Consider the following 12,588-nt stretch of genomic DNA (forward strand, 5'->3'; position numbering starts at 1 on the left):
CGCGACCACCCACTACGCTGGGGTGATGCGCATTCCCCTCGTCGGCGCGTTGGCGGCCCTGCTTCTGCTGGTGTCCGGCTGCGCTGATGGTGACGACGCTGGTGAGGACGCGCCGGTGAGCGAGGACGCCGCCTCCGCTGAGACCCCCGTGGGAGCTGACGAGACGTCGGACGGGCCAGCGGACGGTCCAGCGGAGTCCGTCCAGCCCTCGGAGGCAGCAGCGGGAACCGGTCGGCCCGCTGCTGGGCCGGATTCCGAGCCCGATTCAGTTCACGTGCTGGTGAACAAGCAGAATCCTCTGGACCCTCTGGATTACACGCCGGACGACCTTCGGCACGTGGACGCGCCCCACGAGTTCGAAGAGGCTCCTCTGCGCGAGGAGGCCGCCGGAGCCTATGAGGAGCTCCACGCGGCCGCAGACGAGGCAGGCCTGGAGCTCTGGGCCACCACCGCGCACCGGGACTATGACTTCCAGCAGACCCTCTACGAACAGCGCCTCTTCCAGGACGGCGCCGCGGCCGCCGACCGTGTCAGCGCGCGGCCCGGGCACTCGGAGCACCAGACAGGGCTGGCCGTGGACGTGGCTGACCTGCAGAACCGAGAGTGCTACCTGCGCACCTGCTTCGGAGACACCGAGCAGGGCCGGTGGCTGGAGGTGCACGCAGCCGAGTTCGGATTCATCATCCGCTACCCGGAGGGAGCGGAAGAGATCACCGGCTTCGACTACGAGCCGTGGCATCTGCGCTACGTCGGTGAGGAGGCCGCACGCGCGGTCACCGAGCGTGGACTCACCCTGGAGGAGTACTGGGACCAGCCCCCGGCACCCGACTATGAGAATGAGTACGAGCCCAGCACCGTGGACTGAACCGTTCTCCGCAGTTAGCTGTCCATCTCCGCCAGCCGAGCCAGCGCCCCGCGCGCGAGATCTCCGTTGACCGTGGGCCAGAAGTCCGGCATCGAGCGCTTCAGGAATCCGCCGTAGCGAGCAGTGGCCAGACGCGAATCAAGGATCGCCAGCACACCCTTGTCCTCTGAGGTGCGGATCAATCGGCCTGCGCCCTGAGCCAGCCGGGTGGCCGCATGCGTGGCGGCGACCTGCATGAATCCATTGCCGCCGTTCTTGGCGACCTCCTGACTGCGCGCGCTGAGCAGCGGGTCGTCCGGCCGAGGGAACGGGATGCGATCTATGGCCACGAGACGGCATGCGCGACCTGGCACGTCCACGCCCTGCCACAGGCTCATGGTGCCGAACAGGCAGGTCTCCTCATCCTCGGCGAATTCCCGCACCAGGGCTGACATCGTCGAGTCACCCTGGCAGAGGATCGGGACGTCGAGACGCTGGCGGAGGTCCTCCGCAGCGTCCTCGGCGGCACGTCGCGAGGAGAACAGCGCCAGGGTGGCCCCGCGGGAAGCTTCGATCAGACCGGCAAGCTCGTCACGCTGCGCCTGCGCGGTGTTCATCGAGGGCGCCGGAAGGTGCTTGGCCACATAGAGAACGCCCTGCTTGGGATAGTCGAAGGGGCTGCCCACATCGACGGCGTCCCAGGCGGGAGCCTTCTCCCCCACCAGGCCGAGCGCTCCGGCCACCGGATCGAAGCTGTCCCCTATCGTCAGCGTGGCGGAGGTGAGGATGACCGTGCGGTCACCGAAGAGGCCCTCGCGCAGGCGTCCGGCCACCGAGGTGGGTGCCACATAGATGATCGGCGGCTCCTCGAGGTCCGCCTCCTGGTATCCGCGGCCGGGGACGAAGGATCCCTGCCGGTTGAGCCAGACGACATCGGGGGTCTCCGGGGACTCCAGGATCCGGTTGGCAGTCTCCAGCACCGCCTGCATCCGGGAGCGGGCGGTGCTGCGGCCGGGGTCGGCTTCGCCGTCGCCGGAGGGCTTGGAGTCGGAGAGGGCGGTGCGCGCGGAATTGCGGGCCAGCTCCACGGCCTCGCGCTGCTGCGGGTTGAGCCCGCGCGCCAGCAGGCCTGAGTCCACTCGGTGGAAGGCGGCCTCCACCGCAGTGCCGGCGCTGTGCAGCGCCTCCACATTGATCGCGGTGTGGCGCCGGGCCGAGGAGGCTGCAGCCTTGATCATCTGCGCGGAGAGCTGGGCGGTGACCGCCGAGGTGACGCGGTCGGCCAGTTCGTGGGCCTCATCGACGATGACGGCGTCGTGATCGGGCAGCACGTCGAGACCTTCGAAGGCGTCGATGGCCAGCATCGCGTGGTTGGTGACCACCAGGTCGGCGTCCTTGGCCTTCTCCCGGGCTCGCTCGGAGAAGCACTCCGCGGCCATCGGGCACCTGCGCGCGCCGATGCAGTCCACCGCGTTGACCGAGACATGCCTCCAGGCGCGGTCGGTGACACCTGTGGGCAGGTCATCGCGGTCACCGGTCTCAGTGACCTCCGCCCACTCGCGCAGCGTGACGATCTCTCGGCCCAGCTGGGAGCCCGGCTCGAGCGGGGTGGCCCCGCCAGTGGGCTCGTCGGCGAAGGAGAACAGGGCCTGCTCGTCGTCGTCCTCAGGGAACCCGCCGTCGATCTTGTGCTTGCACACATAGTTGGACCGCCCCTTGACCAGCGCGACATCCACCGGACGCTCCACATGCTCGGCGATGTTCTCGAGCAGCCGCGGCAGGTCACGGCCCATGATCTGGGCCTGCAGCGCCAGCGTGGCGGTGGAGATCAACACCGGCTTCTCGGCATCGAGTGCGTGCACCACGGCCGGCACCAGATATGCCAGAGACTTGCCCGTGCCGGTCCCGGCCTGGACCAGCAGGTGCCGCCGCTTGCGCAGCGCCATGGCCACGTGTTCGGCCATGGTCACCTGCCCGGGTCGCTCCACCCCGCCCATCGCGCTGACGGCGCGCTCGAGCAGCTTGGTGGTCTCCTTGTGCCCGGTGGACCGGGTGGTGCTCACACTCAAGGCGTGGACTCGGCGTCGACCTGGAACTCGGCGAGATCGCCGACCAGTTCGCGGCGGACCAGCACCTTCAACAGGGTGCCCTCCTCCAGGTATTCGGTAGAGAGGATCTCCGCATCTTCGGCATGCAGGCGGGAGACGATGTCCCCCTGCGCGTAGGGCACCATGAGGTCCAGCGGGACGCTGGGCCGCGGAATGGAGCTGCTGATCAGCTCCCTGAGCTCATCCATGCCCTCCCCGGTGTGCGCGGAGACCACGATCGTGTGCGGCTCGCGCCGCCGGATCCGCTCCACCACGTCCCAGTCGGCGAGGTCGGCCTTGTTCAGCACGATGACCTCGTCCACCTCATGGGCGTCCACCTCGGCGAGCACGGTGCGGACCGCACGGATCTGCCCCTCGGGCTCGGGGTGGGAGGCGTCGACCACATGCAGGATCAGATCGGCGTCGGCGACCTCCTCCAGGGTGGACCGGAAGGCCTCGATCAGCTGGGTGGGCAGCTGCCGGACGAAGCCGACCGTGTCTGAGAGTGTGTAGCCGATGCCGTCCGGGGTGACCGCCTTTCGGGTGGTCGGGTCCAGGGTGGCGAAGAGCGCGTTCTCGACCATGACTCCGGCGTCGGTGAGCCGGTTCAGCAGCGAGGACTTGCCCGCGTTGGTGTAGCCGGCGATGGCGACCGAGGGCACGGCGTTGCGCTTGCGGTTGGCGCGCTTGGCGTCGCGGGCCGGCTTCATGGCCGTGATGTCACGGCGCAGCTTGGCCATCCGCTTGTTGATCCGGCGACGGTCGAGCTCGATCTTGGTCTCACCCGGTCCGCGGGAGCCGATGCCGGCGCTGGCGCCGCCGACCTGGCCGCCGGCCTGGCGGGACAGTGACTCGCCCCAGCCGCGCAGACGCGGGAGCATGTACTCCATCTGCGCCAGCTCCACCTGCGCCTTGCCTTCGCGGGACTTGGCGTGCTGGGCGAAGATGTCCAGGATCAGCCCGGTGCGGTCGATGACCTTGACCTTGACGATGTCCTCGAGTCCGCGGCGCTGGGAGGGAGCGAGCTCGGAATCCACCACCACGGTGTCGGCGCCGAGATCGGCGACTGCTTCGCGGATCTCCTCGGCCTTGCCGGAGCCGAAAAAGGTGCCGGGGTCCGGCTTGGCGCGGCGCTGCAGGAATCCGTCGAGCACTGTGGACCCGGCGGTCTCGGCCAGGGCTGAAAGCTCACGCAGGGAGTATTCCGCCTCCTCCACGGTGCCCTCGCCCCAGAGTCCGGCGAGCACCACGCGCTCGAGGCGAAGCTGGCGGTACTCGACCTCGGAGACATCCTCGAGCTCGGTGGAGAGCCCGTCGACCCGGCGCAGCGACCGGCGCTCGAGAACTTCGTACTGGTCCCCGTCTGAGTCGGAGGGCGAGTTCGCATGGGAGAGCTCGCGCGCCTGTTCGCCGAGGATTCCGCGGCGCTGGAAGCTTGATTCGGCCTCGAACCGTGTGGTGCGCGCCGGTGCTTCCTCGCGCGCACGGTCTGCGGCGAGAATCCGCTCGATGGTCGCGTCCACCGAGGACTGGACGACATCCTCGGCAGCCTGCTCCTCGGGGGTCTCGCCTGATGGATCTGGCGTGTGGTTCTGCTTGGTCATGATCTCCTTAGGACCAGTTTTCGGGCTGGCCCTGCCCGCTGTGGGTATCCATTCTACGTTCGGCCGCGGACACAGGTAAGTGCACGGCTCCGCTGTGGATGAACTGCGGGGCTTGTTCGATGATGTGGAGTGCTGGCTTCGCCGGCGCACAGGGCCGGCGGGGTGATGAGGGGAGACTCAACCGCGCGGGCGGGAGTACGTCAGGTGAATCCACATGGGGACAAGTCTACTACGATTCACCCTGTGAGCTCCCAGCATTATTTCTCCGCATCTCCCGAGGGTCCCTTCACGCGCCGCAGTGTAGAGGTGACGCTGGATGGCCGGTCAGTCTCGGTGAGCACCGCTGGCGGGATCTTCTCCCCGGAGGGCGTGGACAAGGGCACGGCGGTGCTGCTCAAACATGCTCCGGCTCCGGCGCAGCACGGCGACCTGCTGGACATCGGCTGCGGCTGGGGGCCGATCGCGCTGGTGATGGCCATGCGTTCTCCCGAGGCGACGGTCTGGGCGGTGGACGTCAATGAACGGTCCCGAACCCTGTGCGCCGAGAACGCCGCCGCGCTGGGACTGACCAATGTGAGGGTCTCGGCACCCGAGGATGTGCCCACGGACCTGAGCTTCGCCTCCATCTGGTCCAATCCCCCGATCCGGGTGGGCAAGGAGGCGCTGCACGGGCTGCTGCAGCACTGGCTGCCGCGCCTGAGCCCCGGCGGCGAGGCCTGGCTGGTGGTGCAGAAGAACCTCGGCGCGGATTCGCTGCTGACCTGGATGACGACCATGCTCACCGAGGCTGAGGGGCAATTCCGCAGCGATCGCGCGGAGACCTCCAAGGGCTTCCGCCTGCTGCGCGTCCAGCGGGTCTAACCGGCCCCGTCGCTCACCGGTCAGCCTGCGCCCGCCTGGATCTGGGGCGTCATGCAGCGTCAGGCAGATCAGGGGCGTCAGGCAGCGCCAGACCAGATCAGCGGCGTCAGGCCAGCGTGCCGCGGAGCACCAGCTCGGCCGGACCCGCCAGCTCCACATCTTCCGCGCCGTCGGCCCGGGCGGTGAACCGGACCGTGACCTGCCCGCCGGGGACATCGACCTTCCAGAGGTTGACGGTGTCATCGGCGGCCCAGACACGCACCGCAGCCGCCGCTGCGCAGGCGCCCGTCCCGCAGGACATGGTCTCCCCGACTCCGCGCTCATGGACCCGCATGCGGACGCGTCCCACCGGCTGCCCCGCCTCGTCGGTGGTGACCAGGGGCTCGGCGGGGACCACGAACTCCACGTTCGTGCCGTGGGGCGGGACCGGGTCCACCTGAGGAGCTTCCTGCAGGTTCAGCTGTTCTAGCAGCGCCGTGTCGCCCAGGGCGACGACGGTGTGCGGGTTGCCCATCGAGATGCTCAGAGCCGGCCGGGGCTCGTCCAGCCCGGAGGCGATCACCAAGGAGTCCGAGGCCTTGGAGGAGGCCAGCTCGGGGTCGATGAAGGACCATACGCCCATCCCGATCGCGTAACCCTCGGGGACCCTGCGCACGCTGCGCATTCCCGCGCGGGTCAGCACGGGAAGCTCTTCCCCCTCGACGAGCTGGACGAGGTCCTCGGCGAGCAGGAAATGGGCGAAGGCGCGAACACCGTTGCCGCACATCTCAGACACGGATCCATCGCCGTTGCGGTAGTCCATGAACCACAGCGGGGCGTCTTCGGTGCTCACCAGATCAGGGTTCTCGGCCAGCACGCGGGAGACCGCAGCGTCCGAGGTGACCAGGTGGGCCGGGACGGCGCGGATCATGCCGTCTCCGCCGATGCCCAGATGGCGGTCACACAGCGCTGCCACTTGATCGGGCTCCAGGGTCAGCTCTCCCGCCGGGTCGGCGAGCATGACGAAGTCGTTGCCCGTGGCATGTGCCTTGGTGACAGTGGTGCCGGCGAGGGCGTCGAGTCCGGTGAGGTGATGGGCCACGCGGTTCTCCTTCATAGCGGGGACAAGAGCGGCTGAAGACCTGGTGCTCTCGAGGTGTTCAACGCGCGGAGCTGTCGATCACTTCCTGGGCCCGGGCGGCGAGGTCATCCGCCGGTGCGCTGAGCCAGGTGATCCGCGGATCTGCTCGGAACCAGGTCTCCTGGCGCCGGGCGAATCTTCGGGTGGCCAGGATCGTGGACTCGATCGCCTCCTCCTCGGTGATCTCACCGTCGATCACCTGGAGGAACTGCTGGTAGCCGATCGCGCGGGAGGCGGTCCTGCCCTCTCGCAGGCCGCGGGCCTGAAGGTGCTGGACCTCTTCGAGCATGCCCTGCTCCGCCATGGTGCGCACCCGGGCGGCGATGCGTTCACGCAGCAGTCCACGGTCCACATCGAGGCCGAGCTGCAGAACCGGACCGAGGCTGGGTTCGTGGAGCCGCTGGGGCATATAGGAGGAGAAGGTTCTGCCGGTCAGCTGCACGACTTCGAGCGCGCGCACCAGCCGCCGGTCGTCCTTGATCACGGCCGCCGACTCAGGATCCTGCTCGCGCAGCTCCAGGCGCAGCACGGCGGCCCCTTCGTCCTCAAGCCGTTGGGTGAGTCGGCTGCGCAGCTGCGGGTCGGTGGGCGGGAACTCGATGACGTCGATCACCGCGCGCACGTAGAGTCCCGAGCCGCCCACCATGATCGGAGTCCTGCCCCGGCCGCGGATCTCCGCGACGATCCGCCGGGCCTGGTCCTGGAAGGCGGCCACAGAGGCTTCGGCGGTGACATCCAGGACATCGAGCAGATGGTGCGGGACGCCTTTCGACTCCGCCGGGGTCACCTTGGCGGTGCCGAGGTCCATGCCGCGGTAGAGCTGCATCGAATCGGCGTTGATGATCTCTCCGTCCAGGCGCGCCGCAAGGTCGATCCCCAGCGACGACTTTCCTGAGGCGGTGGGACCGACGATGACGATCAGCGGAGTCATCAGGGGCCGACGCGCAGAGTGGGCATGCCCAGCGAGACCGCTGCGGGGGTGGACCCGCCCACTTTGGTGGTCCCCACTCCACAGGAGTCTGCCTGCCAGCGATCCCAGGCATCGCCGGCCGTGGATCGGCGCAGACGATAGTCGCCGGGGCCGGCGGGGTCGGCGATCAGGTGGAACCCTGCCGCCTTGGTGATGGTCACTGTCACGAAGTCACCGGGGCGCGGGACAGACTCTCCAGCAGGCACGGCGAAGTGGACCAGTCGATTGTCCGGTGCGCGGCCGGAGAGTCGACCGGTCTCGGCCGACTTGGCTCCCGAATCTGCGGTGACCAGGAGCTCCTGTGAGCTGCCGAGCAGGGTGGCGTTCTCCTCGGCGCAGATCCGGTCCTGCAGCGCGCAGAGCCGTTCGAAGCGTTCCTGCACGACGGCTTTGGGGATCTGGTCCTCCATCGTGGCCGCAGGAGTCCCTGGCCGCGGGGAGTATTGGAAGGTGTAGGCCGAGGAGAATCGGGAGGCTTCGACCACGCGCATAGTGTCTTCGAAGTCTGCTTCCGTCTCACCGGGGAATCCGACGATTATGTCGGTGGTGACCGCTGCGTGCGGCATGCGCTCGCGCACCTTGTCCAGGATGCCGAGGAACTTCTTGGACCGGTAGGACCGTCGCATGTCCTTGAGCACCTTGTCTGAGCCGGACTGCAGAGGCATGTGCAGCTGGGGCATGACGTTGGGCGTCTCGGCCATGGCGTCGATGACGTCATCGGTGAAGGAGGCCGGGTGGGGGCTGGTGAAACGGACCCGCTCAAGTCCTTCGATCTCACCGCAGGCACGCAGCAGCTTCGCGAAGGCGCCGCGGTCTCCGAACTCCACTCCGTAGGTGTTCACGTTCTGCCCGAGCAGGGTGACCTCCACGGCGCCGTCGGCCACCAGGGCGCGAACCTCGGCGAGGATCTCCCCGGGGCGGCGATCGCGTTCCTTCCCCCGCAGGGAGGGCACGATGCAGAACGTGCAGGTGTTGTTGCATCCGACCGAGATGGAGACCCATCCCGAATGGACGGACTCGCGCTTGGTCGGAAGCGTGGAGGGGAAGGTCTCCAGAGATTCCAGGATCTCGAGCTCCGCCTCGGCGTTGTGCCGGGAGCGTTCCAGCAGCGCGGGCAGGGAGCCGATGTTGTGGGTGCCGAAGACGACGTCGACCCAGGGCGCCTTGGCCAGGACTGTCTCCTGGTCCTTCTGGGCGAGACAGCCGCCGACGGCGATCTGCATCCCCTCGTGCTTGGCTTTGGTCTGGCGCAGCATGCCGAGGTTGCCGTAGAGCTTGTTGTCGGCGTTCTCCCGCACGGCACAGGTGTTGAAGACCACCAGATCAGGCGTCGCGCCGGTGGGCACCGGAGCGTATCCGGCGTCTTCGAGCAGTCCTGACATGCGTTCCGAGTCATGGACATTCATCTGGCAGCCGAAGGTGCGCACTTCGTACGTGCGGTCCTGCGGTCCCTGGGACTCGGCCGCCGAGGCAGGGTCCAGAGAGGCGTCATCGGTGCGGTCCATCACTGCATCAGTCATCGCAGAGAATTCTACGCGCTGGCGTGTTCGTCCAGCACCTCGCGGACGATCTGGAACGCCGTCCCGGGGGCGTGGCCGCGCCGGGCCAGCATGGAGACCAGTCGACGAGTGGTCTTGTCTCGCTCTGCACGATCCTCCGGACCGGTGCCGGCGGGCACGGTTTTGCCACGGAGCTTGCGCTCGACGAGCTCACGGGCGGCTGCCAGCTCGTCGTCATCACTGAGCTGCTCCAAGGCCTCCTCGGCCACAGGGTCGCTGACGCCCTTCTCGCGAAGCTCGCGGCGCAGCGCAGATTTTCCAAGATTCTTGATCTCGTGACGCCCCCGCACCCAGGTGCGGGCGAACTCTGCGTCATTGATCAGATGGACTTCCTCCATGCGATCCAAGACACGAGTGATGACCTCCGCAGAGAATTCCTTCTCCTGCAGCGCAGTGGCCAGCTGTTGCCGGGTCTTCGGGGAACCGGTGAGTCGACGCAGCACCACGGCACGGGCCTTCTCGTACTGCTGCTCGGGGCTCAGCGACTCGAGGTCCCCGGCCTCTTCCTCGTGCTCGTCCTCACCCGCGGTGCCCGGCTCAGTGCCCGGCCCGGCGCCTGGCCCGGTGCCTGACTCAGCGCCCGGCTCAGTGCCCGGCCCGGCGCCTGACTCAGCGCCCGGCTCGGTGCCTGACTCAGTGCCCGGCCCGGTGCCTGACTCAGTGCCCGGCCCGGTGCCTGGCTCAGCGCCCGGCTCGGTAGGCTCGCCCCGGCCGGGCTCGCTCTCACCGGCCGTGTCCTCCGGGAAGGGTTCGGCCGGTGCACTCACATCGAGGAAGTCCGGCACCGGTGCGTCCGGGTCCCGCTCCTCGATGCGAGTCAAGGCTTCGCGCAGCGCGTCGATGGTCTGCTGCTGGTCACCCACGGCGACCTCCTATCAGGCGTCGACCGCCTTCAGTGCGGGTCCACCCTCATCCTCGAGGGGAGCGATGAGTCCCAGCTTCTCGCGGATGCGGCGCTCGATCTCATCGGCAAGGTCAGGATTGTCCTTGAGGAAGGTGCGTGCCTTCTCCTTGCCCTGACCGAGCTGGTCACCGTCATAGGTGAACCAGGCTCCGGACTTCTTGACCAGTCCGTTCTCGACTCCGACATCGATCAGCCCGCCCTCGCGAGAGATGCCCTCGCCGTAGATGATGTCGAATTCGGCCTGCTTGAACGGCGGTGCCATCTTGTTCTTCACGATCTTGGCGCGCGTGCGGTTGCCCACGGCGTTGGTGCCCTCTTTGAGGGTCTCGATGCGACGGACGTCCACGCGGACGGAGGCGTAGAACTTCAGCGCCTTGCCTCCCGAGGTGGTCTCCGGGGAGCCGAAGAAGACGCCGATCTTCTCGCGCAGCTGGTTGATGAAGATGGCTGTGGTCTTCGTCTGTGACAGACGCCCGGCGATCTTGCGCAGTGCCTGTGACATCAGGCGGGCCTGCAGCCCGACGTGGGAGTCGCCCATCTCACCTTCGATCTCTGCACGGGGCACCAGGGCGGCCACGGAGTCGATGACCACGATGTCGATGGAGCCGGAGGAGATCAGCATGTCCATGATCTCCAGCGCCTGCTCACCGGTGTCCGGCTGGGAGACCAGCAGCGCGTCGGTGTCCACGCCGAGATTCTGCGCGTAGATCGGATCGAGCGCATGCTCGGCGTCGATGAAGGCAGCGATGCCGCCCAGCTTCTGCGCATTGGCCACAGCATGCAGGGCCACTGTCGTCTTGCCGGAGGACTCGGGGCCGTAGATCTCCACCACGCGTCCGCGCGGGAAGCCGCCGATGCCCAGAGCGGCGTCCAGGGCGATCGAGGAGGTCGGAATGGTCTCGATCGGTGCGCGGGTCTCGTCACCCAGCCGCATGACCGAACCTTTTCCGTACTGCTTGTCGATCTGTGCGAGCGCTGCTTCAAGCGCCTTTTCACGATCTTGGCTTACTGCCATGATTCACCTCGATGAGTCGTCGTATGTATGTGGTGCCAGACTAGGCGGACCCTCTGACATGCCCGCGTGCAGAAACGAGCGATGTGCATTCAACAGAACCTCATCCCGCCGTCCGGGCCTTCTGGGGAAAACTCTAGCGCATCGGCTCGAACATATCTTCGACTGCGGTCCGGCGTGTCTCGGCGCTGAGCTGCCCCGTCTCGTCGCGCAGCCTCGTCGCGCACGGGCCGTGAACCGGCCGTGAGCAGGGCGGTCAGCTCTTGGGCTGGATGTCTCGTCCCAGCCGGCGATCCACCGGGACATCCTGCTGCTCGCAGACGGCTTCCCAGACATCCCGCGGGTTCACCCCGGCCTCGAGGGAGGCCTTGGCCGTCTTCTGATATTCGCTGAGCACCAGGGAGTCGGCGAGGACATGAGCGTATCCGGATCCGAACTCGTCCTCCATGAGGAACCAGAATCGACTTTGTCTCATGAATCTCCCTCGGCGGCTTCGTGGGCAGCTGACTCGGGAGCCAGTGCTGGATCATTCTCGGCGTCGAACTCGGTATAGCTGCGGTTCAGCTTCGCCAGCAGCCCGGAGAGCATGGTGATCTCCTGCTCCTCCCAGGGCTGCAGCATCTGCAGGTATCGTTCAGCACGGTCTCCCTGCGCAGATTCAAGCCGGGACCGTCCCTCGTCGGTGAGCGAGACCGTCTGGGCACGGCCGTCGTCGGGATCGGTGGCCTTCTCGATGAAGCCCCGAGCCTCAAGCGTGCTCAGCTGGCGGGAGAGCGTCGGCTTGCCGATTCCAAGGTGGCGAGCGATCGCCGTCATCCGCTGGGGCCCCATCTGCTGCAGCGTCGCAAGCACCGAATAGGAGGCTGGCTCAATCTCAGAGTCGATCTGGCGGGCCAGCTGGAGAGCGTTGAAGCGACGCCGGACGAAGAGTCTGTTGAACTCCTGTTCGAGCTCGTGGACCTTGGCGCGTCGTCGATGGCTTTCCATGCATCTCAGTCTAAGTCAGTGGACCACACAGCAAGGGAGGGTCACCCCGCAGGGTGCCCTCCCATGCTGAACCGCTGTGAGGCTGCGGCTGCGCCGCAATGCCGCTGCGGCGGTCTACGATCCGCTGCGCGCGAGCTCCTCGCGGGTGAGGTTGTCCGGCACGCGGTCCGGCACGACTCCACCGCCGAACTCTCGCTGAAATTCGGTGGGCACCGTGTCGGGCACCTGCAGACCTTCAGCGTTGGCGATGCGCTCAGCGACCTGGGAGAGCATCGTGGACAGCGGCACGTCCAGGGCCGAACAGATGGAGGCAAGCAGCTCCGAGGAGGCTTCCTTCTGACCGCGCTCGACCTCAGAGAGGTATCCCAGGGACACTCGCGCGTCATGGGAGACGTCCCGCAGGGTGCGACCCTCGGCCTGGCGGATGCTGCGCAGGACATCGCCGATCTCCTGGCGCAGGACCACGCCTTTGGACTCTCGGGTCTCGGTGGTGGCGACGCCGTCGACGTCCATATCTTTCCAACGGGTCACGCCGTTGACGGTGACTGGTTGTCTCACCATGGACTCACTCCTCTTTCGGTATGTTCCACCTGTGGTCAACGGTCTTCGCAGGCGTTTTCTTCCCGGGGCAGTTGCAGGT

12 protein-coding genes are annotated in these 12,588 nt (G+C 67.3%); 2 read left to right on the plus strand and 10 right to left on the minus strand.

Annotated features, from left to right (window positions below; genetic code table 11):
* The first annotated feature begins 25 nt into the window (after positions 1–25).
* A complete protein-coding gene (locus tag H4W27_RS07295; protein WP_192595340.1) occupies positions 26–865 on the plus strand; it encodes a M15 family metallopeptidase in 840 nt (279 codons plus the stop codon).
* A gap of 14 nt (positions 866–879) precedes the next feature.
* Here H4W27_RS07295 and H4W27_RS07300 read toward each other — a convergent pair whose 3' ends face one another.
* Entirely contained in the window at positions 880–2,907 is a 2,028-nt protein-coding gene (locus H4W27_RS07300; RefSeq protein ID WP_318782214.1) for an ATP-dependent DNA helicase, read from the minus strand.
* Between the two features lie 2 nt (positions 2,908–2,909).
* Positions 2,910–4,535 (minus strand): GTPase HflX, encoded by a 1,626-nt coding sequence (gene hflX, locus H4W27_RS07305; protein ID WP_192595341.1) that lies wholly within the window; start codon positions 4,533–4,535, stop codon positions 2,910–2,912.
* 243 nt (positions 4,536–4,778) lie between these two features.
* Between hflX and H4W27_RS07310 the strand changes: the two genes are divergently transcribed.
* Complete coding sequence (locus H4W27_RS07310; protein ID WP_192595342.1) at positions 4,779–5,396, plus strand: class I SAM-dependent methyltransferase; 618 nt, start codon at positions 4,779–4,781, stop codon at positions 5,394–5,396.
* Between the two features lie 106 nt (positions 5,397–5,502).
* Here H4W27_RS07310 and dapF read toward each other — a convergent pair whose 3' ends face one another.
* The 8 genes from dapF to H4W27_RS07350 form a co-directional block, all read right to left on the minus strand.
* Entirely contained in the window at positions 5,503–6,492 is a 990-nt protein-coding gene (dapF, locus tag H4W27_RS07315; RefSeq protein ID WP_192595343.1) for a diaminopimelate epimerase, read from the minus strand.
* A 43-nt stretch (positions 6,493–6,535) separates the two neighbouring features.
* Positions 6,536–7,447, minus strand: coding sequence for a tRNA (adenosine(37)-N6)-dimethylallyltransferase MiaA (miaA, locus tag H4W27_RS07320; protein WP_192595344.1), 912 nt, complete (start codon positions 7,445–7,447; stop codon positions 6,536–6,538).
* Positions 7,447–8,991, minus strand: a complete 1,545-nt coding sequence (gene miaB, locus H4W27_RS07325) for a tRNA (N6-isopentenyl adenosine(37)-C2)-methylthiotransferase MiaB (RefSeq protein ID WP_192596487.1) — start codon at positions 8,989–8,991, stop codon at positions 7,447–7,449. Before miaB ends, miaA begins: the two co-directional genes overlap by 1 nt.
* A 26-nt stretch (positions 8,992–9,017) precedes the next feature.
* Positions 9,018–9,908, minus strand: coding sequence for a regulatory protein RecX (locus H4W27_RS13740; protein WP_318782215.1), 891 nt, complete (start codon positions 9,906–9,908; stop codon positions 9,018–9,020).
* A 12-nt stretch (positions 9,909–9,920) separates the two neighbouring features.
* A complete protein-coding gene (gene recA / locus H4W27_RS07335; RefSeq protein WP_192595345.1) occupies positions 9,921–10,964 on the minus strand; it encodes a recombinase RecA in 1,044 nt (347 codons plus the stop codon).
* 253 nt (positions 10,965–11,217) lie between these two features.
* Positions 11,218–11,436: a DUF3046 domain-containing protein gene (locus tag H4W27_RS07340; RefSeq protein WP_192595346.1), complete on the minus strand. Its 219-nt coding sequence runs from the start codon at positions 11,434–11,436 to the stop codon at positions 11,218–11,220.
* Complete coding sequence (locus H4W27_RS07345) at positions 11,433–11,948, minus strand: MarR family winged helix-turn-helix transcriptional regulator (RefSeq protein ID WP_192595347.1); 516 nt, start codon at positions 11,946–11,948, stop codon at positions 11,433–11,435. The genes H4W27_RS07340 and H4W27_RS07345 overlap by 4 nt, the downstream gene beginning before the upstream one ends.
* Positions 11,949–12,062: 114 nt before the next feature.
* Positions 12,063–12,509 (minus strand): helix-turn-helix domain-containing protein, encoded by a 447-nt coding sequence (locus tag H4W27_RS07350; RefSeq protein ID WP_192595348.1) that lies wholly within the window; start codon positions 12,507–12,509, stop codon positions 12,063–12,065.
* Positions 12,510–12,588 lie beyond the last annotated feature (79 nt).

The sequence above is a fragment of the Nesterenkonia lutea genome, from assembly GCF_014873955.1.
In the GTDB taxonomy this organism is placed as follows: domain Bacteria; phylum Actinomycetota; class Actinomycetes; order Actinomycetales; family Micrococcaceae; genus Nesterenkonia; species Nesterenkonia lutea.

Excerpts from the sequence above, each read along its gene's own strand:
- H4W27_RS07295 (WP_192595340.1), top strand. The coding sequence starts at position 26 with ATGCGCATTCCCCTCGTCGGCGCGTTGGCGGCCCTGCTTCTGCTGGTG.
- hflX (WP_192595341.1), bottom strand. The coding sequence starts at position 4,535 with ATGACCAAGCAGAACCACACGCCAGATCCATCAGGCGAGACCCCCGAG.
- dapF (WP_192595343.1), bottom strand. The coding sequence starts at position 6,492 with ATGAAGGAGAACCGCGTGGCCCATCACCTCACCGGACTCGACGCCCTC.
- miaA (WP_192595344.1), bottom strand. The coding sequence starts at position 7,447 with ATGACTCCGCTGATCGTCATCGTCGGTCCCACCGCCTCAGGAAAGTCG.
- miaB (WP_192596487.1), bottom strand. The coding sequence starts at position 8,991 with ATGGACCGCACCGATGACGCCTCTCTGGACCCTGCCTCGGCGGCCGAG.
- recA (WP_192595345.1), bottom strand. The coding sequence starts at position 10,964 with ATGGCAGTAAGCCAAGATCGTGAAAAGGCGCTTGAAGCAGCGCTCGCA.
- H4W27_RS07340 (WP_192595346.1), bottom strand. The coding sequence starts at position 11,436 with ATGAGACAAAGTCGATTCTGGTTCCTCATGGAGGACGAGTTCGGATCC.
- H4W27_RS07345 (WP_192595347.1), bottom strand. The coding sequence starts at position 11,948 with ATGGAAAGCCATCGACGACGCGCCAAGGTCCACGAGCTCGAACAGGAG.
- H4W27_RS07350 (WP_192595348.1), bottom strand. The coding sequence starts at position 12,509 with ATGGTGAGACAACCAGTCACCGTCAACGGCGTGACCCGTTGGAAAGAT.